This is a genomic window from Bryocella sp. (genome assembly GCF_058498515.1).
On the sequence record NZ_JBMHYI010000030.1, the window covers coordinates 18,939 to 43,893 of the forward strand.

Below are 24,955 nucleotides of genomic sequence, written 5' to 3' on the forward strand. Positions count from 1 at the left end.
ACGGAGATCCGCCTCTGTGGCGAAGATGCACGCCCCCCCCGCCGCGAAACACCCGCCCTCTCGCATCCTGTTTGTCTCGCGCGATCCCATCGCGCATCAGCACGGCGGCAGCACCACCTACGCGCTGAACCTGCTGTCGGCGCTTACCGCGCTCGGAGCGGAAGTCACCCTTGTCGTGACGCTGGCAGCGAGCCGCTCGCCCCGGCCCTGGTTCCGGCTCACCACCCCATACCCCACAGGCATTCGCGTCCAGGTCCCGGGCTATCTTCGCCTCGGGGATCTCTACCTGCGTCCGTGGTCACCGCACGCGTGGGCCCGGCTGCTGCTGCGCGTCGCGGCTCGCAAGTACTCGCTTGAGCCCCTCGCCGCGCTCGCCAAAAAGATCTTCGGTGACGGCATCTGTGGCTACGCCTGGGATCTCACTCGTCCCACCGCCGGGGAACGCGCCCTGCTGAACAAATCCATCCAGCACATCCAGCCAACCACGTTGCTCGCCAACTACGCCTACTGGGGCGATGCCCTCGCGGAGCTTCCTTCGACGACGCTCCGCCCCAAGCGCGTCATCCTCATGCACGACCTGCTCGCGGCGCGCGTTCGCAGCTTCGAGGCCCGCGGCCGCGAGCTCGACTGCCCTTACATCAGCGAGACCACCGAGCTGCGCTGGCTGAACGGCGCAGATACGCTCCTGGCCGCGCAGCAGCGCGAGGCCGATGCCATCGCCGCGAAGGTCCGCGGCCAGGTCCTCGTGCTCCCCGTCACGATGACGCCGCACGCTCCCTCGGCGAACCCGGAGCCCGGCCTCTGCCTGTTCGTCGGCTCACGCATCGCCCCCAATGAGTCCGCACTGACATGGTTGCTGGAAGAAGTCTGGCCGCTGGTCATAGCCGCCGTTCCACAGGCCAAACTCGAAGTCGTCGGCGCGATCTCGCAGGTCGTACCGCAGCCCCCGCCGCCGGGCGTCGTGCCGCTCGGCTTTCAGCCGTCTATCGAGGCCCCGTACCAGCGCTCCTCCGTATGCGTGGTTCCACTGATCATTGGCAGCGGCATCAAGATCAAGCTGCTGGAAGCCCTTAGCTATGGCAAGGCCACCGTCGCCACGCCCGTTGGGATCGAGGGTCTCGAGGCCATCGCCAGCAACGCAGTCGAGGTCGCCAGCGAGCCGCAGACCTTCGCCGCGGCCATCGTGCGCCTGCTCACCGACAGCTCTGCACGCCAGCAACTCGAGCAACGCGCCCACGCACTCGCGCAGCAGCAGTTCGATCCGCGACGGCAGCTCGACCCAGCCTTCCTCGACGCAGTGTTGTGACGGGATCTGGCAATTATTGGGCGAACGCTATTCCGCCTCGCGCCCATATCGTGGCGGCAGCGGCTCGCGGCGTCTCCTACGGTAGCCCGCAATGGTGGCGATGACGGCCCAGCCCCCCCACGCGAACATCGCAAGGAACATGGCGACAACGAGCCAGTACCATCCGAGGAAGTCCCATGCGTTCCGTAGCGCGCTCATGGCCGCCATATTGGCATACCCGTAGTCCCGAAGCAACTGAGCGTTACCGAACGTGCGTACCCGGTGGCGTGATCTTCACCACATTCGCCCGGCAGCTGCGCAGTCCCTGGCAAGCAATCGGCCGCAGGTCCTTGGACATACACACCTCGATCGCCGTCAGGGAATTGTGGCCGCAACTCAGCACGAGGCTCCCTTGCGGAAAGCTCGGATTCACCGCGTAGAAGTCGCCGAGGATCTGCGACGGCGGCAGCATCAGCTCGTGGTCGATGTGCTGAAACTCCGCAGGCACATGCACGCTCCGGTAGGCCTGGTGCTCCATCGCGAAGAACCGATCCGGCCCCACCGCGGAGCAGGTGCCATGCTTGTCCCACTCACGTTCGAGCAGCGAAAGGTCCGGCGTCACATCGAGGTTCTTCGCCAGGTCGCGCGGCGCGGGCTCATGGCTGCAGAAGACCGGATAGCTGCCATCGTTGTTCTGCGGCCACAAGCCATGCAGGATGAACCCCTCACGCGCGGCGCACTGCGGCGACGTGCCCTGGATCGCGCAGAACTCCGGCGACCACGAGAGGTTCATCAGGTAGAAGTCAAAGTGTCCCGGCGCGTCCGGATGTTGCGCCTGCGCGCGTGGCGCGGCCAGTGTGACTACGAAGATCAAAAGGACAGCGGCAAGAGCAATCATGCGGGCGCGAATCATCAGGTTCCCCTCGTGTCTCGTATCAACTTCCAGCCAACGCACACCCATCATAGGCGAGCCTCGCGCTAACGCTCCAAGCCCGCTCGAGTCCGGCATTCACAGGTTGCTCCATCCCTCCGCGCTATGCTGGATGCCATGAGCGAAGCGACACCAACGGGCCCGACGCCCGAAGCAACCCAACGTAAGAGCGTGGCGGTCTTCTGCGCCTCGGCAAACGGCGCGCGGCCCGACTATCGCGCCGCCGCAGAAGAACTCGGCAGGGCACTCGCCGCGCGCAACATCGGGCTGATCTATGGTGGCGCGAAGGTCGGCCTCATGGGCGCCGTGGCCGACGCTGCACTGGCCGCCGGCGGATACCTCGTCGGCGTCATCCCACACGTCCTCGTCGATATGGAAGTCGCGCACGACGGCATCAGCGAGCTGCACGTGACCAGCACCATGCACACCCGCAAGGCCCTCATGGCCGAGAAGGCCGATGCCTTCATCGCCATGCCCGGCGGCTTCGGCACCTTCGAAGAGCTCTTCGAAGTCGTGGCCTGGCAGTCCCTCAAGATCCACTCCAAGCCGGTCGTACTGCTCAACGTCGCAGGCTTCTACGACACCATGCTCAAGTTCCTCGACGAGTGCGACCGCGAAGGCATGCTGCGCAGCCACAGGCATCGCCTGCTCACAGCAAGCTCCGTCGAAGAGGCGTTGCAGCTGGCGAGACTCGTGTAGGCGCGGTTAGCGAATGGGCCGGGCGGAAAGCGGTCGATACAATAGAGAGATGCTCTCTGCCTCGGCTCCGCACTGGCGATACATCTGGCTCGTGGTCGCGTCGCTGCTTGCGGGCGTGATCAACGCCATGGCCGGCGGAGGCTCGTTCCTCTCATTCCCCGCGATGCTGGGCATGGGCGTTCCGCCAGTAAACGCCAATGCGACCAACACCGTCGCTTTATGGCCCGGGCAGCTCACCTCCATGGCCGCGCTGCGTGGCGATCTTCGCCGCGACCTGCTGTGGCCCGTGATCATCACCAGCATCCTCGGCGGGATCACGGGGGCGGAGGTGCTGCTGCATACGCGGCAGGCTACCTTCATGAAGCTCATCCCCTGGCTCATCCTTGGCGGCACGCTCATCTTCGGCGTCAGCGGCCCCATCTCGCGCTGGCTGCGCTCGCGCGCGTCGGAGCCACATGCTACGCTCGCGGGGACAGACCGCCGCATCGCGCCCATCCCCTTGTCGCTCGCGCTCTTTCCCGTGTGCTTTTACGTTGGCTATTTCGGCGCGGGTGGCGGCTTTCTCGTGATGACCATCCTCGCGCTCTTCGGCGTGGAGGAGATGCACACGCTGAACGCACTCAAGGTCCTCGCCGCGATGACCTCGAACCTCGTTGCCATCATCACCTTCATCCTTACCGGCGCCATCGTCTGGCACTACTGCATCATCTCGATGATCTTCGCGGGGATCGGCGGCTACCTCGGAGCGAAGTTCGCCAAGCGCGTCAGCGGCGAGACGCTGCGCGGCATCGTGGTGGTCGTGGGCTGCGTTATCGCAGCGTATTTCTTCTGGAAGCAAGCGCACGGCGGCTAATCGGTGTGCGGCGCGGTGAGAAAGCCCCGCGCGAAGGGAGTCAACATGAGTCATGAAGGAATCAGGATGGTTTCGGCCGAAGAGGCAGCTCGGGCCGACAGGCCGCAGCTCGGCGGCGCGGCGATTCAGCCCGCGAAGGTAAAGATCGACAAGAGTGGCGGCACCGGCATGCGCATCGAGTGGAAGGATGGCCACGTCAGCGAGTGGCCCTTCGCCTGGCTGCGCCTCGCGTGCCCTTGCGCGACGTGCCACGAAGAGCGCGAAGGCGCAGGCCGCGAGCCCGGCGTCCCCAAGCCCAAGCCACAGAGCCTGCTGCCTATGTATGAAGCTCCCGCGCGGCCGGTCGCGGTCATCCCCATTGGCAAGTACGCCGTGAAGTTCCAGTGGAATGATGGCCACGAAGCCGGCATCTACTCCTGGGACTACCTGCGCAACGTCTGCGACGTGGAGTGGGAAAGGCAGCGCGCCAACCGCACCTAGAGCGTGCGCCAGAAGGGCCCGGACAATGTCCGGGCCCTTCTGGGTTACAACCGTTCGCCGAGGAATCCTATGCCAGGGCGAGCTCGGCTTCTTTGGAGGCTGCCGGCGCGCTGTGCTTGCCGGTGATATCCAGCACGATGCGGCCGTCGATCTTGCCGGCATGCATCCGCGCGAAGATATCGTTTATGTCTTCGATCTTCTCGGCCTTGGTGTGGGCGTGCACGAGACCTTCTCCAGCGAAGGACAGTGCCTCGGCCAGATCAAGACGTGTGCCCACGATGGAGCCGCGAATGGTCAGAGCCTTCAACACCACCTCAAAGATGGGCAGAGGGAACGACCCCGGAGGCAGACCGTTGAGCGCGATGGTGCCACGTGGGCGGGTCATGCCGATGGCTTGCGCAAACGCTGGCGTCGAAGGCGCTGTCACCAGTACAGCGTTGGCTCCGCCAATCTCCTTCTGGAAGAAGGCTGCGGGGTCCTGCGTCTTCGCGTTGACGGTAAGCTTCGCACCGAGGCTGCGCGCGAGCGCCAGCTTCTCGTCGGAGACATCCACCGCTGCAACATGGAAGCCCATCGCCTTCGCATACTGCACAGCCAGGTGACCCAGGCCGCCGATGCCGGAGATCACAACCCAGTCGCCAGGCTTCGCGTTGGTCGACTTCAGCCCCTTGTACACCGTAACGCCCGCGCACACGATTGGAGCCACGTCGATGAAGTTGACGTTGGAGGGCAGATGAGCCACATAGTTCGGATCGGCCACTGCATAGTCCGCATAGCCGCCGTTCTTGGTGTAGCCGCCAAACTCCGCCTTGGAGCAGCAGGACTCTTGCCCTGCGAGGCAGTCGAGACACTGTCCGCATGCGGAGTACAACCACACGATGCCGACGCGATCGCCTTCCTTCACCGTCTTCACATTCTTGCCCACGCCGGAGACGAAACCGACGCCCTCATGGCCGGGGATGAACGGCGGCGTCGGCTTGATCGGCCAGTCGCCTTCCGCGGCGTGCAGATCGGTGTGGCAGACGCCGCAAGCTTCCATCTTGATCTGAATCTCTTCAGGACCGGGCTCGGGAATCGCCATCTCCTGGATCACCAGGGGCTTTCCGAACTCACGAACAACCGCCGCTTTCATTGTCTTTGCCATCTCACGTTCCCTTCGTTGTGCGTGCTGCATGGATTGCAATGGGCGGCTACAGATTTTCCGCTTCAGGCAGAGAAAGGGAGTCGCTCGTTTCAACATCGTTACCAAGGCTGTGGCTCCGCGGCCCGTCCGACACTATCGTCAGGACGAGCCGCGCAGCACGTGTTGCTCTAGAAGAAGCCGAGAGCCTTGGGGCTATAGCTCACCAGCAGGTTCTTGGTCTGCCGATAGTGGTCGAGCATCATCTTGTGTGTCTCGCGACCGAAGCCCGACTCCTTGTAACCGCCGAAGGCCGCACCGGCCGGATACAGGTGATAGCAGTTGGTCCATACGCGTCCAGCCTTGATGCCGCGGCCAAGACGATACGCATCGGTGCCGTTACGCGACCACACGCCGGAGCCGAGGCCGTACGGCGTATCGTTGGCAATCTCCAGAGCCTCTTCGATCGTGCTGAACTTCGTCACCGAAAGCACTGGTCCAAAGATCTCCTCCTGGAAGATGCGCATCTTGTTGTGTCCGACGAAGACGGTTGGCTGCACATAGTAGCCGTTCGCCAGATCGCCTTCCATCTTTGCCGCTCCACCACCGGTCTTGCAGACAGCACCCTCGTCCTTGCCGATCTGGATGTACTCGAGGATCTTCTCCAGCTGATCGCGTGAAGCCTGTGGCCCCATCTGTGTCGTGGGATCGAGCGGATTGCCCACCTTGATCTTCGCCACGCGCGCCACAGCCCGGTCGACGAACTTGTCGAAGATGGACTCGTGCACGAGAGCACGCGACGGACAGGTGCAAACCTCGCCCTTGTTGAACGCGAACAGCGCAAACCCTTCCAGCGCCTTGTCCAGGAAGTCATCGTCCTTGTCCATCACGTCGGCCATGAAGATGTTCGGCGATTTGCCGCCCAGCTCCAGCGTCTGCGGGATCAGGTTCTCGGACGCATACTGCATGATCAGCCGGCCGGTCGTCGTCTCTCCCGTGAAGGAGACCTTCGCGATGCGCGGATTCGCGGCCAGCGCCTTACCGATCTCGCCACCCGGCCCCGTCACCACGTTGATCACGCCCGCAGGCACGATGTCTTTGATCAGGTCCATCATGGTCATCAGGCTCAGCGGTGTGTTGGAGGCTGGCTTGATCACCGTGCAGTTTCCTGCAGCAATCGCGGGTGCAATCTTCCAGGCCGCCATCAGCAGTGGAAAGTTCCACGGGATGATCTGCCCGACCACACCCATGGGCTCCTTGAAGTGATACGCGACGGTGTCCTTATCCAGCTCACCGGCCGAGCCCTCTTCCGCGCGGATGCAGCTCGCGAAGTAGCGGAAGTGGTCGATCGCCAGAGGAACATCGGCGTTGCGTGTCTCGCGAATGGGCTTGCCGTTGTCGAGCGTCTCCACCATCGCCAGCAGCTCGAGGTTCTCTTCCATCCGGTCGGCGATCTGGTTGAGAACCGCTGCACGCCCTGCGGCTGAGGTGTTGGCCCACTCATCCTTGACTGCGTGCGCAGCATCGAGCGCGGTTTCCACGTCGGCCGCCGAAGAGCGTGCGAACTCGGCCAGCAGCGCGCCATTGATCGGGCTATGGTCGGCGAAGTACTTGCCTTGGACCGGAGCGACCCATCGGCCACCGATAAAGTTGTCGTACCGCGAGCGCACACCATCCTTGCGAATGGTCGAAAACGCCTGCTCAAAGATTGCGTCCTGAGTTTCCAACACTGCTGCTGACATAAAATACCTTCCTCGTGAAACGTGAATCCATCAACGTCACGAAGTCTGCTACCCGCGACATAGGACTGGATGTGATCGCAGGCACGGACAACATATTTTGCAGGGGACTAACATATAAAGGCGGCGGCTAACCGCCTCGTCTCCTCAATCAAGGAAAAACGCCACTGTGGGGGGATCGTTGCCCTGGTCGCCGATGGCAGACCAGACACGGCTATTCCGTTCAAGGGACAGGGAATACGCCCGCAGCCTGATTTCCAGTGGCATGGTTTCACCGGGGACAGAGAGCTCGCTGCGGGCAGGAAGCAATCGCGTTCGGTTGCCGATTCCGATCCTAGGCCGCTCATCTGCAGTGCGGAGCGCCGGCCTTCACGAGTGCCGACACACCCGTTCTAATATGGGCTGCCGCGAAGTTTGGTGGTCCCAGCCGCCGCGTCAGTGTTACGCCGCCGGCAGCTCCGGCGTGGCCGCCAGCAGCTGCTGCGTGTAGGGCTCGCTGGGACATTCGCACACTTGCTGCCACGGGCCCAGCTCCACCACGCGCCCACGCTGCATCACCGCGACGCGGTGGCACAGGTACCGCACCAGCGGCATCGAGTGCGAGATGAACAGGCACGTCAGACTGTAGCGCTGCTGCAGGTCGCGCAGCAGGTTGATCACCTGTGCGCCCACCGAGACATCCAGCGCGCTCACCGGCTCATCGAGCACCAGCACCTCCGGCCGCAGCGCCAGGGCACGCGCAATGTTGATGCGCTGCCGCTGTCCCCCGGAGAACTCATGCGGATAACGCGGCAGCGCCGACGCCTCCAACCCGACATCGCTCAGCATCCCTGCAAGCCGCGCGTCGAGATTCTCTTTGGCGCTCCCGCGGCCCTCTTCCGGCTGCTCGCCATGAATCGCAAACGGTTCGCAAAGGATCTGCCGCACCGTCATGCGAGGATCGAGCGCGGCATAAGGATCCTGAAACACCAGCGACAGCCGGCGACGCAGCCGGCGCATCTCGCCGCTGCCGCAGCCCAGCACATCGATCTCGCTTGCATGCCCATCGCTGTTGTACGGCCGATACACCACACTGCCCGACGTGGGCTCGATGAGCCGCAGCATCATGCGCGCCACGGTGCTCTTGCCCGAGCCCGACTCTCCCACCAGTCCCAGCGTCTCACCGCGATACAGCGACAGCGACACATCGTCGATCACGCGCACCCGACCGTAGTCCTTTACCAGGTGGCGGGCTTCGAGCAGCGGCGTTGCAGGCACGGACGTATCAGGCAAATCCAGAACAGGCTCCATCGTCAGATCGACTCCGAGAAGATGACCTTCCATCCCGAAGGCGTCTTCTCAAAGATCTCACTAAACGTTCCGCGAATCTCTCCGCCGCCTTTCTTCGTTCGCGTCAGGCGATACTTGCCGGTGGCCAGCGCGAAGTTCTCGCCCAGCTCACGCACCTCGACCTCGCTGTTATCCAGCTCGCCCATCGACTCTCTGTTCGGGTACAGCAGATGGAACGCGTTGCGGATATTGCCCATCCCCCGCACCGGCGCGCCGAGCATCATCGACGTGTCGGCCGCGTCCTTGAAGTGCGAGAGGTACTTCTCGAGATCGCCTGCGTTCCACTCGTCCTGTTGCGCCAGCACGACCTTCACCACCGCAAGCTGCTGTTTGCTCGCAGTGAACAGCGGATCACTGCTCTGCGCAGATGCGGGCGCAGTCCATAGTGCGATCGTCAGAAGCAGGGCAGGGCATCGCATGGTTACTCCTCCGGTCTGCTGATTCTACGGACGGCGCTTCCGGCCGGATTCCGCCGGACAGAGTCTACGCGCTTCCGTCTTGTCCTGGGGTCGCCGGACTTACTTCGTCAGCGGCGCGTGCACCGTCGTGGCGTCCCGCACAATCTTCCACCCCGCGGGCGTCTTCTCCACAACCAGCAGAAAGTATCCGTCTGCACTGCCGCCACCTGCTGCCGTGCGCTCCAGGTGGAACCACCCGGTGACGGTGGCAAAGTGCGCATCCAGCGGCTGCACATCCAGCTGCGAGAAGCTGAGCGTCCCCATCACTTCCTTCGTTGGATAGCGCGCCTTATACGTCGCCAGCATCCCCGCGTAGCCGTGGCTGATCGTCGCCCCAATGAACTCGATCTCCGGCGAGTTCTTGTAGCAGGTCGCGAAGGCGTCCAGGTCGCCGCGGTTCCAGTCGTCCGCGCTCTTCTGCATCATGGTGTTGATGGCTGCGGCCTCCGCGGCGGGAGCCTGCGCGGTTGAGGAGAGACCAACCGCGAACGCGAGCAGGGCGGCGGCAAGAAAGCGGAGGGAAAAGCGTGTCGTAGAGCGCATGCAGGGACTCCTCGAAGCGATGGCGGACGCCTACAATATTGCCATGAGCCAGCCTCAGGCCAACACGCATGTGGTGCATTCGGTCTGCACGCACGACTGCCCGGATTCCTGCGGCGTGCTGGTCACCGTGGACTCGCTCACAGGCCACGCGACGAAGGTCCAGGGCGATCCCGCGCACCCGGTGACGCGTGGGTTCCTGTGTGGCAAGGTCGCGCGCTATCTCGACCGCGTCTACGCTCCCGACCGCCTGCTCTATCCCATGCGCCGCAAGCCGGGTGTGCCCAAAGGCCCACTGCCGCAGGGCGCGGAGACCGAAGCCTTCGAGCGCATCAGCTGGGATGAAGCGCTGGACACCATCGCCGCGCGCCTCACCACCATCGCCCGCGAGTACGGCCCCGAAAGCATCCTGCCCTACAGCTACGCGGGTACCATCGGTCAGCTCGGCTTCGGGTCGATGGATCGTCGCGTCTTCCATCGCATGGGGGCCTCGCAGCTGGACCGCACCATCTGCTCCAGCGCCGGTGGCGAAGGCCTCAGCCGCGTCTACGGCACGCGCGTGGGCCCCACGCCGCAGGAGTTCGCCCTCGCGAAGCTGATCCTCGTGTGGGGCGGCAACGTGCACGGCAACAACATCCACCTCTGGCCCTTCATCGAGCAGGCGCGCCGAGATGTTGCAAAGCTCGTCGTCATCGATCCCTACCGCACCCGCACCGCCGCGCTCGCCGACCAGCATCTGCGCGTGAACCCCGGCACCGACACGCTGCTCGCCCTCGCGATGATGCATGTACTCTTCCGCGATGGTTATGCGGATGAAGCCTACCTGCGCGAGTGCGCGCATGGCTGGGAAGAACTGCGCGACCACGCGCTCAAGTCCCAGCACTCGCCACAAGCGGCCGCGTCCATCACCGGCATCAATGCCGAGACCATCGAGGGGCTCGCCCGCGCCTACGGTCTGCAGAGCCGCAGCATGGAAGCCTCCGCCGTCATTCGCGTGAACTATGGCATCCAGCGCAGCGAAGGCGGCGGTACGGCAGTGCGCGCCGTCAGCATGCTGCCACTCATCACGGGTAGCTGGAAGCAGCGCGGCGGCGGCGTGCTGCTCTCCATGAGTAAAGCTTTCCCGTTCGCGAGCGAGCGCCTGCAGATGCCCGAACTCATGCGCCAGAGCCCGCTTGGGCGCGAGGCCCGCGTCATCAACATGAACGAGCTCGGCCTCGCGCTTACTGAACTAGGCCGCACGCCGAACCCTTCGCCGACACTTCCCGGAGGCCCTCCGGTCAAGGCGCTCTTCGTCTACAACTGCAACGCCGCAGCGGTCGCACCGGACTCCGAACGCGTCCTCGCCGGCCTGCGCCGCGACGACCTCTTCACCGTCGTGCATGAGCAATTCTTCACCGACACCGCCGACTACGCCGACATCCTCCTGCCCGCCACCACCTTCCTCGAGCACGAGGAGCTGATGGGCAGCTACGGCCATCGTGTGGCGCAGCGTTCGTACCGCGCCATCGAGCCGCTCGGCGAAGCCCGCTCCAACGTCGCACTCTTCGGCGACCTCGGCCGCCGCATGTTCCCCGGCGAACCTGCCTTCGAAGCCACCGAGCTGGAGCTAATCGCTACCGCCCTCGACGTGAAAGGCCCAACCCTCGCGAAGATCGATCGCGAAGCCCTCGAGCGCGACGGACAATTCGAGCTCCTGCTGCCCACGAACGACCGTGGACAGGTACTGCCCTTCAGCACGCGCGACTGGTTTCATAACACCACCAGCGGCAAGGCCGAACTGCTGCCCGTGCCCGAGTTCCTCGCGCCGGTAGAGTCGCGCTCCGGCGAGGACGCAAAGCTCTTCCCACTCGAGTTCCTCCCGCGCAAAGCCGACAACTACATGAACACCACGTTCGCGAACCACGCCGTGCATCAGCAGATGGAGCGCCGCACCGCCGGCATACTGGAGATGCACGAGAGTGACGCGAAGCCGCGCGGTGTCGCCGATGGAGACCGCGTCGCGATCTTCAACGCCCGAGGCCGCATCACGCTCACGGCTCGCGTAGGCAGCATGGTTGGCGCTGGCGTGGTCTCCGCACGGCTCGACTGGCAGAAGCTGGCTGCAGATGGAAAGAATGTCAACGCCCTCACCAGCCAGCGCCTCACCGACATCGGCGGCGGCGCGACGTTCTACTCCACGCTGGTTGAGGTGGAGAAGGTTGAGAGCAACGAAGAGGCCATCGCCGCCGACTGACGCTGCTTTTCATCCCGCTACACACAATCGGGCCGAACCTCTTCGTGCTGTTTCATCGCCGCATCTCACTTGATCGAGCGATGCACTCGCACAGGAGACGTTGTGGCCGTCAAGAATCCAAAAGACCTCTACACCCTGCAGGATCCCACCAAGCAATACCCCCGCGGACCCTTCAAGAAGCAGCCGCAGAACGTTCCCGGCAAGGACAGCAAGCTCAAGCCGCTCGCCGATCACGGCGAGGAGAGTTATCGCGGCAGTGGCCGGCTCGCAGGCCGCAAGGCCCTCATCACCGGCGGCGACTCCGGCATCGGCCGCGCCGCAGCCATCGCCTTCGCGCGCGAGGGTGCTGACGTCGCCATCAACTACCTCCCCAGCGAAGAGTCCGACGCGAAGCAGGTCATCGCGCTCATCGAAACCGAGGGCCGCAAGGCCTTCGCTCTACCCGGAGACCTCAAGAGCGAGAAGTTCGCGCGCCGCCTCGTGAAGGATGCCGCGAAGAAGCTCGGCGGCCTTGACATCCTCGCCTGCGTCGCGGGCAAACAGCATGCGGTCGATGCCATCGCCGATGTCACCACGAAGCAACTCGTCGAGACCTACGAGGTCAACGTCTTCTCGCTCTTCTGGGTCTGTCAGGAAGCGCTCAAGCTCATGCCGCCCGGCGGCTCCATCATCACCACCGCGTCCATCCAGGCCACGCATCCCAGCCCCAGCCTCATCGACTACGCTCCGACCAAGGCGGCCATCCTCGCCTTCACGCGTGCCCTCGCCCGGCAGGTCGCGGCAGACGGCATCCGCGTGAACTGCGTCGCTCCCGGCCCCGTGTGGACGCCACTGCAGACCTCCGGTGGCCAGCCCCAGAAGAAGATCCCCACCTTCGGTTCGGAGACCCCGATGGGCCGCCCTGGCCAGCCCGTCGAGATGGCCCCGCTCTACGTCCTGCTGGCCTCGCAGGAGTCCAGCTACGTCACCGGCGAGGTCTACGGCGCCACAGGCGGCCTGGAGATCGGCTAAGCTCGATCTCGTGAAGGGCTCTCGCGAAAACATGCGCATCGACAAGTGGCTGTGGGCCGCGCGCTTCTACAAGACGCGCGCCCTCGCCTCCAAGGCCTGCGACCTCGGGCGCGTGCGCCTCAACGGCGTGCTCGCCAAGCCCGCCCGAGAGGTCAAGCTCGGCGACCGCCTCAGCATCACCAACGAGTCGGGTCTCTATGACATCGAGGTGCTCGAGCTCAGCGAGATTCGCGGCCCTGCCGCCGCCGCGCAGAAGCTCTTCAGCGAGAGCGACGCGAGTCGCGAGGCCCGTGCCAAGCTCCTCGCCGACAAGCGTGCGATGGCGCAGTTTGAAGCCCTGCCCGAGGCCAAGCCTACCGGCCGCGATCGTCGCGTGTTGAACAAGTTCCGCGGTCGCGAGCGCTAAACCGGCGCTCAGCGCGGAAGCACCCGCGCATACTCGTATACCCACGCCTCGACCGTCGACCCATCCGCCATCGTCACGGTCGTTCGTGTGCGCACGAAGAGGCTCGCATCCGGGCGCGCGGGATGGTACTGCTCGTACGCGTCCAGCTCAGTCCACAGCGCTGGCTCAGGCACGCGAAACACATGTCCCGCCACCGTGCCGGCTGGATCCAGCACGATCGCCGGATAGTTCCGGAACTGGTACTTGCGGGCCGCGATGGTGCCGTCGCCCACCAGCTCCAACTGCCGCGCCGCGCGAGCAATCTCGGCCGGAGCCCGGTCCGGGTGCAGTGTTCCATAGACAAAAATCAGGTCTTCCGTCCGGTCACTCATGCGTCGTGTCGACGTCTCCGCTTCTGCACGAACCCGGACCGCGCCTTGCAGGCAAACAGGGGCGCAGGCCTGGGCGCTCGGTGCGATCGAGCGCAGTCCTGGACACCGCTGCCCTCCCGTGACCCCGGAAGGGTCGCAAGACGCAGAGCGGACTCAGAGAAATGTTGTGCTGCTTGAGAGCTGCAATCCCGGTTGGATTTGAACCAGTTTACGCGAGTCCGGTGGACTGCGCCTGCTCGTGCGCGTGATAGCTCGAACGCACCAGCGGCCCGCTCTCCACGTGCCGAAACCCCATCGCCAGCGCCTCGTGCTTCAGGAAGGCGAACTCGTCCGGGGTGTAGTACCGCGCCATCGGAAGATGGTCGCGCGAAGGCCGCAGATACTGCCCGATCGTCAGGATGTCCACCTTGCGATCCGCGAGATCGCGGAAGACGCCCAGCAGCTCGTGCATCTCCTCACCCATGCCGACGATGATGCCGGTCTTGGTCACGATCTGGTCGCCCTCGCGGTCGTCGAACATCTCCGCCGCGATCTCCTTGGCATGCTTCAGGAAGTGCAGCGACTTCTCGTATCGCCCACCGGACTTCGCCACGCGATACAGCCGCGGCACCGTCTCGATGTTGTGGTTCAGGATCTCCGGCCGCGCCGCAACCACCAGCCGCAGTGATTCCTCATTGCCCTGGAAATCCGGCGTCAGCACCTCCACGCGGCAGCCCTCAGCTTGCAGCCGGATCTGCCGGATCACCTCAACGAAGGCTTGCGCCGCACCCAGGTTGTCATCGTCGCGGTTCACGCTGGTGATCACCGCGTGCTTCAGGCCCAGCTGCGCGACGGCATACGCTACGCGCTCCGGCTCCTGGTGGTCGATCGGCTCCGGCTTGCCCTTCGGCACCGCGCAGAAGCCACACCGCCGCGTGCAAAGGTTGCCGAGCATCATGAACGTCGCAGCCTTCTGGTTCCAGCACTCGCCGATGTTCGGGCAATGCGCGCTTTCGCACACCGTGTGCAGGTTCAGGTCGCGCGCCATCTTCTTCAGGCTGTGAAACGTCTCGCCCATCGGCGCACGCGCCTTCAGCCACTCCGGCTTGGGAGCAGGCCTGCGCGGCGAAAGATCGATCTGGACGAGGTCGGAAGAAGCGAAGGCAGCCATAGCGCTTTAATAATTGTAGACCGCAGCACGATTCGACCGTCATCAGGCCAGGCCAGCGCGTGGCCGATGATCGCCGGGGTAAAGCGCGAATCCCGCCGCGCACCGTGGCGTACTCCGCGCCCGCTGCGTTTGCAGTTCACGCATGGAGGCGATGACCTCTGGCAGCAAAGGAGAATCCGCTAACCTACCGCACCCGCTCGCGAACCTCAGTCCGCACCAGGTACAGGAAGAACAGCAGATCGAAAACCCCCTGCACCAGGTACGGCGGAATATGGGTGTGCGCAAACCCATAGAAGTACCCCGAAGCCATCAGCAGGCAGCCCACCGTCACCAGCGCCCATCCCCAGCGCTGCCGGCGCAGAAACCCGAAGACCCCGATCACCAGCAGCGTGCACACGCCCAGCACGCTGTACTTCGCAGGGCCGCCAACGAACTTGCCATTGATCGCCGCGAAGGCATTCAGCATTGCCATCAGCAGCAGGTACATCGCAATCAACGCCATCCCGGGCAGGATGCCGGGCAGCGCGCGCGGTCCAGGCCGTGAGGCAGTGGTTACGGGTGCAGGAAGGATCTCGGGGCTGGGAGTCTCGTCAGGCATGAGTCGGAGCTAGAGCGTGTGCAGATAAGCGATCAACGCGGTGAAGTCCTGCGAGCCCCGCTCGAAGTCTCCGGTTGGCGGCATCATGTTGCGGCCATTCTGGATGACCGCGCCCACACGATCGTCATTGGCCGGGGCTCCGCTGGGAAGGTACGGCTTCTTGTACAGCCCCAGCAGTGACGGCCCATGCAGGTCGCCCGTTTTGCGATCATAGTGGCAGCTCGCACAGCGGGACGTGAAAAGCTGGTGCCCACGCGCCTCATCCGCCGTCAACTGGTCCAGTGGCTTGGGAGGAGGCGTCGACTTGCAGCCAGCCGGCAGAAGCGGGACCAGCAGGAATGCGATTCGAGATGCGAGATGCAAAGTCCTTGCGTGGCCCAGGGGAGGATGCCCACCGAGGGCGTCCGCGCGTCTCGTCTCTCGCATCTCGTCTCTCTTACTTCGCATCGTTCTTGAAGATCTCTTCCGCGAGGAAGTTCTGCACCTTCGCCTGGTCGTGCAGGATCTCCGAGTAGGCCGCCTTCAGCAATGACGACCGGCTGTCGTGCAGCTGCTGGCGAATCGCCTGCTGCACGCGAGGATCGCTCAGGTCGCGCTGTCCGGCGTTGGCCTTCTCGATCAGCTTGAAGACCGCGTAGCCGCCTACCTTCTTCGGATCGTTGGGATCCGGGAAGGGAATGATGTCCGTCGTCTGCCCGGCCTTGAGCTTCACAATTGCCGTAAACAGCGCTGTGTTCTGCTTCAGTTGCGATTCCGGCACCATGCCCATGTCCCCGCCATTCGACGAGGTCTGCGGGTTCTCACTGAAATTCATCGCCAGAGTCGAAAAGTCATCGCCCGAATCCAGCCGGTTCTTCAGCGCCTGGATCTTCTTCTTCGCCTCGGCATCGGTCGTCGCCTTGTTGTTCTGCAGGTTCGTTCCGCTCGCCTGCGGCGACGTCGTCACGATGATCTGCCCAAGGTGATACATGTTCTCGATGAAGTTGAACTCCGCCTTGTGCGCGTTGTAGTACGAGTTCACATCCGCATCGGTCACGGTAATCCGCGAGTCGATCTCCTTGTTCAGGAGCTTGTTCTGCGTCAGAGAGTGACGAAGTTCGCGGCGCACCTCATCCAGCGTGAGGTTGGAAGCCTTCAGCTTCGCCTGGAACTGCTCCTCCGTGTACGGAGCCTTCATCTCGGCGACCTTCGCATCCACCTCGGCATCCGTCGCCGTAAGGTTCTGCGTGGCAGCGCGCTGCTCCACAATCTGATCGGTGATCAGACCCTGCAGGATCTGCAGCTTCGCCGAATCCACCTGGTCCTGCGACGGCGCGCCCTGCTGCGGATTGCTCGCCGTCTGCGCCAGGTAGATCTTGTCGATCTCGGCGCGCAGAATCGGGTGGCCATTGACGGTCGCGGCCACGCCATCCGTCGGCCCTTTATGGCAACCGGCAAGCGCGAGCGTGGTCGAGAGGAGGAGTGCGGAGAAGCGGGAGATCTTCAGCATGGGGAGGTCATCAGAAACGCGCCCGGTGGGCACGTTCATCCTGTTAAGTCTACAGGAGCAGGCCCCGATTCGGGATTCCAGACCGGCAATCCCTCCTGGACCGCCGCCGCGAGCAGGCGGTGATCGGATGCGATGAAGAAAAAGCGATCTTCAACCCCTAAAAATTGAGCTACGTGAAGTGCCGAGGCAAGCTGCAGGCTGTCCAGCGTGCGCAAGCTACGACGAAATACCAAAGCGCGGCAGCGATGTCGAGTATCTCCTCCCGTAAATCCCACCTTATGCAGCGGGAATATTCGGCCAGGAGGACGCGCTCCAGTGTTTCCCTTGCTGTGGTCGAGAGACTACCCTCTCGCGTGCGGCGAGCCAGCGCGGACATCACTTCGACCTTGAGCAGAATCGAAACCAGCACCTGGCCGTCCGCTTCAGGGACGATGACCTGTCGCAACTCTTCGCTGCCTTGTTCCCTCACGTGGAGCTTCAGGAAGCAGCTCGAATCAAGGAAAAAGTAGTTCAGTCGAAATCACCCTGCCGTTCGCGAAGAATCGTCTGCGAAAGCGGTTCGCCATCGACCTTGAGAAGCGGCATCCGGCTCTCAGATTTCGATCCGGTTGGCGCAGCGGACTGACGCTCCGCCACCTTCCGGTAGAGAGGGTTGCCGGGACGGATGTGAGACCGTCCCTTGCTGTCGAAGATAGTCACCGTCTCGAGTTCCTGGGCGCTCTTCATCGGAAAGCTCCGTTGGCAGCAGTGTATGTCAATTATCTAAAGCTGTCCCAGCTCCACCACGCGCACGCTGGTGATCGCTTCCACCTCGCGCAGCTCCCGGATCGCCAGCTCCAGCGTGGGTGCATCGCCCGGCTCGAGATCCAGCTGCACCACCGCCAGCGCGGAGCCCTCGCCCATGGCAGCCTTCATCCTGCGCCCCAGTGCGAAGTTCGCGATGTTCAGCTGCGCCGCGCCCAGCAGTGTGCCGATTCGCCCAATCACACCCGGAACATCCTTGTTGCGGATGATCACCAGCGTCTCCGCCAGCTCGGCCTCAATGTCGATACCGTCGTAGCTCAGCAGCCGCGGGCTCTTGCCATGCAGCACCGCGCCAATGCCCGTCCAGTCGCCGGCCTCGCCCGCGTGCGACCCCGTCTTGCGCGACCAGTGGATGCTCAGCCGCAACGTCGCTCCCGTGCCGCCCGGAACATACTCGCGCTTGTCCTCCTGCACCCGGATGCCGCGCTCCTCCGCAGCCGACGCCGCGTTGATGCGGTTCACGCCATCCGCGCCGCGCAGTACGCCCGCAATCGCGGCGTTGCGCACCATCTCGGTCTTCATCGCCGCCAGGCGGCCGGTGTAGGTCAGCGAGATGCTCTCGACGGTCCCCAGCTCCTCGCTTTGGCCCGGCCGTCCGGCCGAGTGCCCCAGCAGCTGCCCCAGCCGCGACGCCATCTCGATGTACGGCGAAAGCTCCGCGTACTCCTCTTCGCTCAGCGACGCCACGTTCACCGCGTTCTGCACCACGCCCAGCTTCAGGAAGTCCCGCACCTGGTTCGCCAGCTGAATGCCAATCGCCTCCTGCGCCTCATCCGTCGAGCCCGCAATGTGCGGCGAGAGCAGCACCTGCTCCAGTTCGAAGTACGGCGAATCCTTCAACGGCTCCTGGCGGAAGACATCCAGCGCCGCGCCCGCGACATGGCCGCTCTTGATCGCCTCCACCAGCGCCTCGTCGACGATCAGCTCGCCTCGCGCGCAGTTAATGATGCGCACCCCCTGCTTCATGATCGCCAGCGAGTTCTTGTTGATCAGCCCCTCGGTCTGCGGCGTCAGGCCGACATGCAGCGAGAGGAAGTCGCTCGCCGAAAACACCTCGTCGATCGCCACCAGCGTCACGCCGTTCTCTCTCGCAATTACCGGCGCGACGAACGGATCGTAGCCCAGCAGGTTCATGCCAAACGCCTTCGCGCGCCGCGCCACCTCCAGCCCAATGCGCCCCAGTCCCACGATGCCCAGCGTCTTGCCGCGCAGCTCCGAGCCCTGCAGGCTCTTCTTGTCCCACTTGCCTGCGTGCATGCCGGCGTTCGCGCGCGGTATCGACCGCGACATCGAGATCATCAACCCCAGCGTCAGTTCGGCCACAGCGACTGCGTTCGCACCCGGTGTGTTCATCACCACGATGCCCCGCCGCGTCGCCGCTTCGGTATCGATGTTGTCCACGCCCACGCCCGCGCGGCCGATGATGCGCAACTTCGGCGCTGGGTCCAGCAGGTTCGCGTCCGCCTGCACGGCCGAGCGCACGATCAGCGCATCCGCATCGGCCAGCGCGGCGGCCAACCCTCCGGCAGGAATCTGGTCGGCGGTAATGACGTTCCAGCCCGGCTCCCGGGCGAGGATGGCGACGGTGGCGGGCGAAACTTTTTCTGCGATGACAATCTTCAAGGCATGCTCCGGGCGCGTGCTGCGCAACACCCTTAAGTGTACCGGGCAGGAACGAACATCGGATGAAGGCGGTCGCTCATCGCGCAGCCTCAGCGGCGGCTTGTGGGCCGCCATCCGGTTCTTCAGCGCCTTGTCGAGATAGGCCTGCTGCGTCTCGCGGGCAGCGCTCCCTTACCGGTACTGATTCATCAGCATCGGGTGCGTTCCGATGAAGACGATCATGCTGGGGGTATCTTCAACGCCCTGCAGCACACCCTGGCAGGTGAGCAGGTACAGGTTGTCGCGCCGCAGCAGATCGAACAGAGACTGCGCGTGCGTGGACAGCGCCAGCAGAAGCTGGTCACGCTGCGCTGGGGTGACATGCAGCGTGCTTTCTGGCCGCACGTTGCTTCCCGTCGCGAGCTCAAAGCGCGTCAGCAGGGCACTCGCCTCGCGGATGCGGTCCACCTCACGGTCGTCGAATTCGGATTGCAGGTCCAGCTGCGCGTATACCTGCGCAAGATCGTTGGGCAGAAACATCACCGTCCCCGCAGCCTTGGCGGCCGGCCACACATTGCGCTCCGGCGCGGTCATCACCTTTCGGCTGGCCCTCGGATCGCGCGGCGGCAGGGCCACATCGATGAAGCCGTTCTTCACCGGTGCGGTTCGGACGGCAATCAGCGCCGCACGGTCCCACAGCATGTTGGGAACGTTCACTTCGAGGTGGATGGAGAGAATCTCCACATTGCGCTGAGCCTCGGAACGCATGTTGGCTTCCAGCTCGTGGCGCAGGTGCCGATGATGGATCATCTCCACCGTCTGCTCGAGACCCACAGCAATGATCAGGCCAACCACAATCGTCGCGATGTGGATGAAGAAATCTTTCCACGTGTGCGTAGCTTCGTGCGGCGGATGAACGTCGAGCATGGACCGAAGGCTCCGGGGTGCGAGATGGCGTTGCGTAGTGCGTGTCCGGGCCCGTAGGAATCGAATTCGGTCTTCCACGTTCTATCGAGTCAAGGGATCGAGCGAGACCCCAAACCAGTCCGCAATCCCCAGCACGATACCCGCCGCTAAGGCGATCATCGCGACGCGCAGCAAAAACCCGCGCCAGGTGCCAGGAGGATGGCGGGACAACAGATTGGAAGGCATGATGGCTGGCGACCAGTGTAGCGAAGCCGCCGCAATTTTCCGTTAGTTTTTTCGCGCTGCCTTCTTCTTCGCCGCGGGTCGTCTCGCCGAGCCCTTCGCCGTCGTGCGTGCACTCCGCGCCGCACCGGCTCTCGCCGCAGCTCGCCGCCGCACCGGCGCCGCATGGACGATCTTCTCCTCCGGCATCAACGGCAGTCCGTTCAGCTGATACAAGATATTGTTCGCGCCCTTGAAGGCATTCGAGTGCGTGTACACCGGCCCGTCCGTGAAGGCCACAAAGATAGCCGTATTGGTCGGATGGCTGAGCGCGATGTACGTCGTAAACCCCGCGCCTCCGCCAGTCTTCTGGATCAGCTCGCTGCGCGTCCCATCCGCAAGGTGCATCCAGCCCAACCCAATGCCGCTGATGTCGCCCGCATGGTCCAGTCCCTGCTGCCGGATCAGCTCCGACGGCAGCAGGTACACGTTCTGCGCAGCCAGATCCTGCATCGGAATCTCGGGCTGATTGCTGCCCATCAGGTATTGCAGCCAGTGCGTCATATCCGCCGCAGTCGAGTACACACCTGCACTCGCGACCGAGTTCACTGTCGCGGCGCATTCACCCTCGTTGTGCGATCCACGTAGCAGCCGCGCGCACTGTTCCGGTGTTGGAGTAAACCCCGTGTCGCGCATCTCCAGCGGCTGCGTCGTGCGCTCCGCGAAGAGCTTTGCATACGGCTGATGCGTCGCATTCGACAATGCATCGCCAAGGAAGTCGAAGCCCAGGTTCGAGTACAGCGCCACCGTCATCGGAGCACTCGCCAGATGCCCCTTCGGCAGCCACGCCCAGCGCAACGCCTCATCCGGAAATGTAAAGTGCGCCGCGCCGCGCGGCGCTGGGCCAATCTCGCGCGGCAGCCCCGCCGTATGCGTTGCCAGTGACTCCAGCGTGATCGGCTTCGCATCGCGCTCCGGCACTCGCACTCCGCGGGGAGCATATTTCTGCAGCGGATCGTTCAGCTGCACTGTCCCGTCCTTCACCAGCTTCATCAGCAGGTCGGTCGCGAAGATCTTCGAGAGCGAGCACAGCCGCAGCAGGGAAGTCTCCGTCGGCCGCTGACCGCTGCCCGGAAACGTCTCACCATAGCCGCGGAAGAACACCTCATGCCCGCGCACCACCACCATCACCATGCCCGTCGAGCCCGACTTCGCGAACAGCTCCGCACCCAGCGAGTCGGCCGAGGTAAGGTTCGTCAGTGGAGGTCCGGCGACGACAGGAGCCGGCGAAGTCTGGGCCGAAAGCGAGAGACCAAGCAGAGTGTAAGCAGCCACAGCGAGAGAGCAAAGACGCATACCTCGAAGATAGCCTGTCGATCCGCTGCGGATGCGTGAGTCCGTCCAGCGAGGGACCTTCTCACGCAATGGAGGAACGTCGAGGCTACTGCTTGCCCTGCACTGCCGCCTGGCAGCGGTCGTGATACTGCTGCACGATCTGCCCCAGCGCGAGTAACTCCACCTGGATCTCCGCGTTGGACTTAAGCACCGTGTGGAAGTCATCCGCTGAAAGCTTCGCTGGATCAATTCCCATCTTGAACGGGGCGAGCGCCAGGATATCGCGGTCGAATAAGGCCTCAGCGCGCCCCTCGATGAAGTCCTGCGAGGTGTACAGGTCGGAGTATTTCTGGACTTCGTCATAGGGCATGAAGCTGAGCGCCCCTGTCTCGTGCGCTGTACGCCATGCGGCGCTGGAGAAATCGTTCCACTCCATCGTGTTCTCCACGCTATAGCCCTTGGCGTCGGGATTGTCCTGCACGATGTGAATGGTCTTGATGTTATTTTCGATCGTCTTGACGTTGGCCTGCTCGTGGCTCAGGTCCTTCTGCGCGTTGTCACAGTTCTCGGCGATCTCGCGATGCAGATTCTCTCGCGCCTCCGCAACCAGGTGCTGGTGATGCATATGCTCCACCAGCGCCTCCAGCATCAACGCAATGAACAACCCGATGGTGACGATCGCAATGTGCGTGAAGAAGTCTCTCCAGCTGTGAACAGGCTCGTGCGGTGCGTGGACATCCATCAGGACCTCGTAAGTTACAGCTCTTCGCTTGCGTTGTTGTAGATGATGTCGAGTGAGCGCGCCAGATCGTCAAGCAGCTTCAGATCCACCAGCGCCTGCTCCGTCCCAGCGATCATGCGGTCGATCTCCTCCGGCGAGAGCGAGCCGATCGTGCGCCCGCCCTGCATCGCTGCGGAGCTCGCGTAGACGTCGCGGATGTATACCGTGGCCTGCTCGTTCACATACCCTTGCTGCCCATAGATCACCGAATAGCCTTGCGCCTGGTCGTAGCTCATCAGGGCCACCGCTCCGGTGTTGCGCGCCGTATCCCAGCTCGCACTTAGAGGCCCGCTCCAATGCCAGTTGAAGTCCGGCGGAACGTCGGTGCCCTTGTGCGCCTTGATCGCCGTAAGCAGCGCCAGGTTGCTGCTCAGCGACTGCTCGGAGGTCTTGATCTGCTTGCGATCGGTTGCGAGCAACTTGCGATTCTCGACAAGTTCCTGGTGCAGATTCGTTTCGGCCGCATGCAGCAGGTGACGGCTATGCAGGTTCTCGACCACAGCCTCCAGCCCCAGCGCGATCAGCAAGCCAATCGTGATGGTGAGGATGTGAAGCAGAAAGTCTTTGAAGGTGTGGATCGGCTCATGCGGCGCGTGAACATCCATGATGGCTGCAGTGTAGCGGAAGATTCCCACGGGAAGCAGCGTCGCTTCGAAATTGCAGATCCGGACGCCCGCGACAGCCGCATCATCATGCTCGTGGAGGCAACGGTGCAGGACGAAACCACGGCCTGGACAGCAAGGAAGCTCTCCCACGAGGACGCTCGCCGGGAGCAACTCCTTCACTGGAGGACGAAAAGTATTCCCGAGCGTCTGGCGGCCATGACCGCGCTCACACAGCGAATGCAAGCGTTGCGAGGCTCAGCGGCACATGAACAGCAAGCAGATCTCACTCCTCGCCGCGTTCGCCGAGACCTGATGAATCTCTGATACCGTCTTCTAGCGAAAGAAGTGCGGCACAAAGCTCGATAGGTTCCCCGTGATCGGCCCCGCATCCTCGCGGATGCCCATCCCTCCGCACTCCTGGTCGATCATCCACAGCCCCAGCACCGGCCAACGCATCGCCGGGTTCGCCGGGTTATCCGCTGCAGCTGGATCACGGAAGCTCACTGCCGGCCCCAGTCTCTGGTCGATCAGCTTGCGGTCCGTGTACGGTCCTTCGGTGGTGATCACCTTGCCATGCGGTGTCACCATCGTCAGGTTCTGGCCCTCGCGCGAGTGCATCGGCTTGCGCACCCACCCGGGAGCCGGTTGCCACGCGCTGCTCGCATCGACAAACTTCGCCTCCAGCAACAACTCATGCCCGGGATACATCTCCCACAGCACCGGCAGCAGACCCTTGTTGCTCAGCAGCATCTTCCAGATAGGCTCAATCCACGTGACGTCCTTGTAGGTCTGCAGGCACTCCTGCGCAAACGCCTCGTCCATCATCGACTCCCACGGATACAGCTTGAAGATCGAACGCATCGCGTTCTCTTCCGGCGCTGTGTCGACGAAGCAATGACGTTCGTCGCTCCAGCCAATGTCGTGCATCAGCATCTGCAGCGTGGCCACGCCCGCCTGCTCGGCCGTATCGCGCAGGTACGCCACCGTCAGCAGGTCTTCGGGAAAGTCCGCGCTCGCAAAATACACCGGCTTGGCCAGGTAGCCGTCGATGTCCTTCCACTTCGCGATCAGCCGCTCATGCAGGCTGTTGAACTGGTCGGCGTTGGCAATATGTGTCGGAGCCTTGCCGGCTTTCACATCCTCCAGCCAGTACCATTGCACCACCGCAGCCTCGAGCAACGAAGTCGGCGTATCGGCGTTGTACTCAAGCAGCTTCGGCGGAGCGCTGCCGTTGTACAGCACATCGAAGCGCCCATACAGCGCAGGAGGCTCCTGCTCCCATGCCCACTCGATCACCGGCACAGCCTCAGCCGGAATCTCCAGCTGCTCATACCGCTTTTCGTCGATGACCTTCTGCGCCGCAGCCAGGCACATCTCCTGCAGCGTGTTGGCCGCGGCCTCCAGCTGATCCACCTCGGCCGAGGTGAACTCGTAGCAAGCCGATTCATCCCAATACGGCTTGCTGCCCGGCTCCAGCGCCTCAGGCGTATGGAACGTCAGCCCCTGGGCCTCGACCGTCGCCTGCCAGTTGTCGCGCGTCTTGATCGCATGTCGCAGCATTACTCTCCGCCCCCGCCACCATGACCGCCGCCCTCGCCCGAAAAGCTGGAGCCGAAGCCCCCGCGCGAGGTGCCAGATCCAACCGAGTAGCTATGTCCCGGCGTCGGCATGTAGCCGCCTCCGCTCACGAAGCTGCCAATCCCACCACCCGAACCGCCATAGTAGTAGCGGTAGATGTGCGGATAGAACACCCCGCCGGTGTAATGGCCCCCGCTGTTGTTCGGGTCGCCCGCCACGGTCTGGCCCGGCTGCAGTCCCTGGCAGAATTTCGCATCCACCACGCGGCCCTGCTCATCCACGCAACGCTGCGGATCAGTGTGGTGACAGCCCGTGAGCAGCGCCGCAGCCGAGGCCGCGAGGATGGGTGCGATGACATGCTGAGAACGCCTGCTGGGTCGGCGCATAGAAAGGGATCGTCCTGTCTCCGGTCGGATGGACAACATCT

At 63.6% G+C, this 24,955-nt stretch carries 30 protein-coding genes; 8 read left to right on the top strand and 22 right to left on the bottom strand.

Features of this window, described 5'->3' with window-relative positions:
* The first annotated feature begins 25 nt into the window (after positions 1-25).
* Positions 26-1,306, top strand: coding sequence for a glycosyltransferase (locus tag AC5E6W_RS08665; protein WP_491752022.1), 1,281 nt, complete (start codon positions 26-28; stop codon positions 1,304-1,306).
* 27 nt (positions 1,307-1,333) lie between these two features.
* On the opposite strand, the gene AC5E6W_RS08670 is transcribed toward AC5E6W_RS08665, so the two are convergent.
* Positions 1,334-1,504 (bottom strand): hypothetical protein, encoded by a 171-nt coding sequence (locus tag AC5E6W_RS08670; protein WP_491751883.1) that lies wholly within the window; start codon positions 1,502-1,504, stop codon positions 1,334-1,336.
* Positions 1,505-1,547: 43 nt separating this feature from the next.
* Positions 1,548-2,198 carry a ribonuclease T2 family protein gene (locus AC5E6W_RS08675; RefSeq protein ID WP_491751884.1) on the bottom strand — a complete coding sequence of 217 codons (651 nt, stop codon included), beginning with the start codon at positions 2,196-2,198 and terminating at the stop codon, positions 1,548-1,550.
* Positions 2,199-2,333: 135 nt separating this feature from the next.
* On the opposite strand from AC5E6W_RS08675, the gene AC5E6W_RS08680 reads away from it, so the two are divergent.
* Genes AC5E6W_RS08680 through AC5E6W_RS08690 form a run of 3 tightly spaced genes read left to right on the top strand, consistent with a single transcriptional unit; the run spans position 2,334 to position 4,248 of the window.
* Entirely contained in the window at positions 2,334-2,915 is a 582-nt protein-coding gene (locus AC5E6W_RS08680) for an LOG family protein (protein ID WP_491751885.1), read from the top strand.
* Between the two features lie 49 nt (positions 2,916-2,964).
* Positions 2,965-3,768 (top strand): sulfite exporter TauE/SafE family protein, encoded by an 804-nt coding sequence (locus tag AC5E6W_RS08685; protein ID WP_491751886.1) that lies wholly within the window; start codon positions 2,965-2,967, stop codon positions 3,766-3,768.
* Between the two features lie 45 nt (positions 3,769-3,813).
* On the top strand, positions 3,814-4,248 hold the full coding sequence (locus AC5E6W_RS08690) for a DUF971 domain-containing protein (RefSeq protein WP_491751887.1): 435 nt from the start codon (positions 3,814-3,816) through the stop codon (positions 4,246-4,248).
* Positions 4,249-4,315: 67 nt separating this feature from the next.
* On the opposite strand, the gene AC5E6W_RS08695 is transcribed toward AC5E6W_RS08690, so the two are convergent.
* From AC5E6W_RS08695 to AC5E6W_RS08715, 5 genes are all read right to left on the bottom strand, one after another.
* Complete coding sequence (locus tag AC5E6W_RS08695) at positions 4,316-5,392, bottom strand: zinc-dependent alcohol dehydrogenase (RefSeq protein ID WP_491751888.1); 1,077 nt, start codon at positions 5,390-5,392, stop codon at positions 4,316-4,318.
* 167 nt (positions 5,393-5,559) lie between these two features.
* Positions 5,560-7,110 carry an aldehyde dehydrogenase family protein gene (locus AC5E6W_RS08700; RefSeq protein WP_491751889.1) on the bottom strand — a complete coding sequence of 517 codons (1,551 nt, stop codon included), beginning with the start codon at positions 7,108-7,110 and terminating at the stop codon, positions 5,560-5,562.
* A gap of 438 nt (positions 7,111-7,548) precedes the next feature.
* Positions 7,549-8,397 carry an ATP-binding cassette domain-containing protein gene (locus AC5E6W_RS08705; protein ID WP_491752023.1) on the bottom strand — a complete coding sequence of 283 codons (849 nt, stop codon included), beginning with the start codon at positions 8,395-8,397 and terminating at the stop codon, positions 7,549-7,551.
* A 2-nt stretch (positions 8,398-8,399) separates the two neighbouring features.
* The gene (locus AC5E6W_RS08710) at positions 8,400-8,855 is read right to left on the bottom strand and encodes a YybH family protein (protein WP_491751890.1); all 456 of its coding nucleotides are present in this window, start codon (positions 8,853-8,855) and stop codon (positions 8,400-8,402) included.
* A gap of 99 nt (positions 8,856-8,954) precedes the next feature.
* Positions 8,955-9,437, bottom strand: a complete 483-nt coding sequence (locus tag AC5E6W_RS08715) for a YybH family protein (protein ID WP_491751891.1) — start codon at positions 9,435-9,437, stop codon at positions 8,955-8,957.
* On the opposite strand from AC5E6W_RS08715, the gene AC5E6W_RS08720 reads away from it, so the two are divergent.
* The 3 genes from AC5E6W_RS08720 (at position 9,436) to AC5E6W_RS08730 (ending at position 13,087) form a co-directional block, all read left to right on the top strand.
* Complete coding sequence (locus tag AC5E6W_RS08720) at positions 9,436-11,670, top strand: molybdopterin-containing oxidoreductase family protein (protein ID WP_491751892.1); 2,235 nt, start codon at positions 9,436-9,438, stop codon at positions 11,668-11,670. The two genes, AC5E6W_RS08715 and AC5E6W_RS08720, sit on opposite strands and share 2 nt — an antisense overlap.
* A gap of 102 nt (positions 11,671-11,772) precedes the next feature.
* A complete protein-coding gene (locus tag AC5E6W_RS08725) occupies positions 11,773-12,681 on the top strand; it encodes an SDR family oxidoreductase (RefSeq protein ID WP_491751893.1) in 909 nt (302 codons plus the stop codon).
* A gap of 10 nt (positions 12,682-12,691) precedes the next feature.
* Complete coding sequence (locus AC5E6W_RS08730; protein WP_491751894.1) at positions 12,692-13,087, top strand: RNA-binding S4 domain-containing protein; 396 nt, start codon at positions 12,692-12,694, stop codon at positions 13,085-13,087.
* An 8-nt stretch (positions 13,088-13,095) separates the two neighbouring features.
* Here AC5E6W_RS08730 and AC5E6W_RS08735 read toward each other — a convergent pair whose 3' ends face one another.
* The 13 genes from AC5E6W_RS08735 to AC5E6W_RS08795 form a co-directional block, all read right to left on the bottom strand.
* On the bottom strand, positions 13,096-13,458 hold the full coding sequence (locus tag AC5E6W_RS08735) for a gamma-glutamylcyclotransferase family protein (RefSeq protein ID WP_491751895.1): 363 nt from the start codon (positions 13,456-13,458) through the stop codon (positions 13,096-13,098).
* Positions 13,459-13,666: 208 nt separating this feature from the next.
* The gene (gene lipA / locus AC5E6W_RS08740; RefSeq protein ID WP_491751896.1) at positions 13,667-14,608 is read right to left on the bottom strand and encodes a lipoyl synthase; all 942 of its coding nucleotides are present in this window, start codon (positions 14,606-14,608) and stop codon (positions 13,667-13,669) included.
* A gap of 184 nt (positions 14,609-14,792) precedes the next feature.
* Positions 14,793-15,206 carry a hypothetical protein gene (locus AC5E6W_RS08745; RefSeq protein ID WP_491751897.1) on the bottom strand — a complete coding sequence of 138 codons (414 nt, stop codon included), beginning with the start codon at positions 15,204-15,206 and terminating at the stop codon, positions 14,793-14,795.
* A gap of 9 nt (positions 15,207-15,215) precedes the next feature.
* The gene (locus tag AC5E6W_RS08750) at positions 15,216-15,632 is read right to left on the bottom strand and encodes a c-type cytochrome (protein WP_491751898.1); all 417 of its coding nucleotides are present in this window, start codon (positions 15,630-15,632) and stop codon (positions 15,216-15,218) included.
* A 10-nt stretch (positions 15,633-15,642) separates the two neighbouring features.
* Positions 15,643-16,695 (bottom strand): SurA N-terminal domain-containing protein, encoded by a 1,053-nt coding sequence (locus AC5E6W_RS08755; protein WP_491751899.1) that lies wholly within the window; start codon positions 16,693-16,695, stop codon positions 15,643-15,645.
* A 169-nt stretch (positions 16,696-16,864) separates the two neighbouring features.
* Positions 16,865-17,164, bottom strand: a complete 300-nt coding sequence (locus AC5E6W_RS08760) for a PIN domain-containing protein (protein WP_491751900.1) — start codon at positions 17,162-17,164, stop codon at positions 16,865-16,867.
* 41 nt (positions 17,165-17,205) lie between these two features.
* A complete protein-coding gene (locus AC5E6W_RS08765; RefSeq protein ID WP_491751901.1) occupies positions 17,206-17,421 on the bottom strand; it encodes a hypothetical protein in 216 nt (71 codons plus the stop codon).
* Between the two features lie 36 nt (positions 17,422-17,457).
* Positions 17,458-19,122 (bottom strand): phosphoglycerate dehydrogenase, encoded by a 1,665-nt coding sequence (gene serA, locus AC5E6W_RS08770; RefSeq protein ID WP_491751902.1) that lies wholly within the window; start codon positions 19,120-19,122, stop codon positions 17,458-17,460.
* Positions 19,123-19,293: 171 nt separating this feature from the next.
* The gene (locus AC5E6W_RS08775) at positions 19,294-20,028 is read right to left on the bottom strand and encodes a hypothetical protein (RefSeq protein ID WP_491751903.1); all 735 of its coding nucleotides are present in this window, start codon (positions 20,026-20,028) and stop codon (positions 19,294-19,296) included.
* Positions 20,029-20,109: 81 nt separating this feature from the next.
* Positions 20,110-20,253, bottom strand: coding sequence for a hypothetical protein (locus AC5E6W_RS08780; protein WP_491751904.1), 144 nt, complete (start codon positions 20,251-20,253; stop codon positions 20,110-20,112).
* Positions 20,254-20,295: 42 nt separating this feature from the next.
* Positions 20,296-21,585, bottom strand: coding sequence for a D-alanyl-D-alanine-carboxypeptidase/endopeptidase AmpH (ampH, locus tag AC5E6W_RS08785; RefSeq protein ID WP_491751905.1), 1,290 nt, complete (start codon positions 21,583-21,585; stop codon positions 20,296-20,298).
* A gap of 85 nt (positions 21,586-21,670) precedes the next feature.
* Positions 21,671-22,306 (bottom strand): hypothetical protein, encoded by a 636-nt coding sequence (locus tag AC5E6W_RS08790; protein WP_491751906.1) that lies wholly within the window; start codon positions 22,304-22,306, stop codon positions 21,671-21,673.
* Between the two features lie 14 nt (positions 22,307-22,320).
* Complete coding sequence (locus tag AC5E6W_RS08795; RefSeq protein WP_491751907.1) at positions 22,321-22,950, bottom strand: hypothetical protein; 630 nt, start codon at positions 22,948-22,950, stop codon at positions 22,321-22,323.
* Here AC5E6W_RS08795 and AC5E6W_RS08800 point away from each other — a divergent pair.
* Complete coding sequence (locus AC5E6W_RS08800) at positions 22,930-23,274, top strand: hypothetical protein (protein WP_491751908.1); 345 nt, start codon at positions 22,930-22,932, stop codon at positions 23,272-23,274. The genes AC5E6W_RS08795 and AC5E6W_RS08800 overlap by 21 nt on opposite strands.
* Positions 23,275-23,283: 9 nt before the next feature.
* Here the strand turns inward: AC5E6W_RS08800 and AC5E6W_RS08805 are convergent, their stop codons facing one another.
* Both AC5E6W_RS08805 and AC5E6W_RS08810 read right to left on the bottom strand, forming a co-directional pair.
* Positions 23,284-24,510, bottom strand: a complete 1,227-nt coding sequence (locus AC5E6W_RS08805) for a glutathionylspermidine synthase family protein (protein ID WP_491751909.1) — start codon at positions 24,508-24,510, stop codon at positions 23,284-23,286.
* Entirely contained in the window at positions 24,510-24,914 is a 405-nt protein-coding gene (locus AC5E6W_RS08810) for a hypothetical protein (RefSeq protein ID WP_491751910.1), read from the bottom strand. The genes AC5E6W_RS08805 and AC5E6W_RS08810 overlap by 1 nt, the downstream gene beginning before the upstream one ends.
* Between the last annotated feature and the right edge of the window lie 41 nt (positions 24,915-24,955).

Excerpts from the sequence above, each read along its gene's own strand:
- AC5E6W_RS08665 (WP_491752022.1), top strand. The coding sequence starts at position 26 with ATGCACGCCCCCCCCGCCGCGAAACACCCGCCCTCTCGCATCCTGTTT.
- AC5E6W_RS08670 (WP_491751883.1), bottom strand. The coding sequence starts at position 1,504 with ATGAGCGCGCTACGGAACGCATGGGACTTCCTCGGATGGTACTGGCTC.
- AC5E6W_RS08675 (WP_491751884.1), bottom strand. The coding sequence starts at position 2,198 with ATGATTCGCGCCCGCATGATTGCTCTTGCCGCTGTCCTTTTGATCTTC.
- AC5E6W_RS08680 (WP_491751885.1), top strand. The coding sequence starts at position 2,334 with ATGAGCGAAGCGACACCAACGGGCCCGACGCCCGAAGCAACCCAACGT.
- AC5E6W_RS08685 (WP_491751886.1), top strand. The coding sequence starts at position 2,965 with ATGCTCTCTGCCTCGGCTCCGCACTGGCGATACATCTGGCTCGTGGTC.
- AC5E6W_RS08690 (WP_491751887.1), top strand. The coding sequence starts at position 3,814 with ATGAGTCATGAAGGAATCAGGATGGTTTCGGCCGAAGAGGCAGCTCGG.
- AC5E6W_RS08695 (WP_491751888.1), bottom strand. The coding sequence starts at position 5,392 with ATGGCAAAGACAATGAAAGCGGCGGTTGTTCGTGAGTTCGGAAAGCCC.
- AC5E6W_RS08700 (WP_491751889.1), bottom strand. The coding sequence starts at position 7,110 with ATGTCAGCAGCAGTGTTGGAAACTCAGGACGCAATCTTTGAGCAGGCG.
- AC5E6W_RS08705 (WP_491752023.1), bottom strand. The coding sequence starts at position 8,397 with ATGGAGCCTGTTCTGGATTTGCCTGATACGTCCGTGCCTGCAACGCCG.
- AC5E6W_RS08710 (WP_491751890.1), bottom strand. The coding sequence starts at position 8,855 with ATGCGATGCCCTGCCCTGCTTCTGACGATCGCACTATGGACTGCGCCC.
- AC5E6W_RS08720 (WP_491751892.1), top strand. The coding sequence starts at position 9,436 with ATGCAGGGACTCCTCGAAGCGATGGCGGACGCCTACAATATTGCCATG.
- AC5E6W_RS08715 (WP_491751891.1), bottom strand. The coding sequence starts at position 9,437 with ATGCGCTCTACGACACGCTTTTCCCTCCGCTTTCTTGCCGCCGCCCTG.
- AC5E6W_RS08735 (WP_491751895.1), bottom strand. The coding sequence starts at position 13,458 with ATGAGTGACCGGACGGAAGACCTGATTTTTGTCTATGGAACACTGCAC.
- lipA (WP_491751896.1), bottom strand. The coding sequence starts at position 14,608 with ATGGCTGCCTTCGCTTCTTCCGACCTCGTCCAGATCGATCTTTCGCCG.
- AC5E6W_RS08745 (WP_491751897.1), bottom strand. The coding sequence starts at position 15,206 with ATGCCTGACGAGACTCCCAGCCCCGAGATCCTTCCTGCACCCGTAACC.
- AC5E6W_RS08750 (WP_491751898.1), bottom strand. The coding sequence starts at position 15,632 with ATGCGAGAGACGAGACGCGCGGACGCCCTCGGTGGGCATCCTCCCCTG.
- AC5E6W_RS08755 (WP_491751899.1), bottom strand. The coding sequence starts at position 16,695 with ATGCTGAAGATCTCCCGCTTCTCCGCACTCCTCCTCTCGACCACGCTC.
- AC5E6W_RS08765 (WP_491751901.1), bottom strand. The coding sequence starts at position 17,421 with ATGAAGAGCGCCCAGGAACTCGAGACGGTGACTATCTTCGACAGCAAG.
- AC5E6W_RS08775 (WP_491751903.1), bottom strand. The coding sequence starts at position 20,028 with ATGCTCGACGTTCATCCGCCGCACGAAGCTACGCACACGTGGAAAGAT.
- AC5E6W_RS08780 (WP_491751904.1), bottom strand. The coding sequence starts at position 20,253 with ATGCCTTCCAATCTGTTGTCCCGCCATCCTCCTGGCACCTGGCGCGGG.
- ampH (WP_491751905.1), bottom strand. The coding sequence starts at position 21,585 with ATGCGTCTTTGCTCTCTCGCTGTGGCTGCTTACACTCTGCTTGGTCTC.
- AC5E6W_RS08790 (WP_491751906.1), bottom strand. The coding sequence starts at position 22,306 with ATGGATGTCCACGCACCGCACGAGCCTGTTCACAGCTGGAGAGACTTC.
- AC5E6W_RS08800 (WP_491751908.1), top strand. The coding sequence starts at position 22,930 with ATGCGGCGCGTGAACATCCATGATGGCTGCAGTGTAGCGGAAGATTCC.
- AC5E6W_RS08795 (WP_491751907.1), bottom strand. The coding sequence starts at position 22,950 with ATGGATGTTCACGCGCCGCATGAGCCGATCCACACCTTCAAAGACTTT.
- AC5E6W_RS08805 (WP_491751909.1), bottom strand. The coding sequence starts at position 24,510 with ATGCTGCGACATGCGATCAAGACGCGCGACAACTGGCAGGCGACGGTC.
- AC5E6W_RS08810 (WP_491751910.1), bottom strand. The coding sequence starts at position 24,914 with ATGCGCCGACCCAGCAGGCGTTCTCAGCATGTCATCGCACCCATCCTC.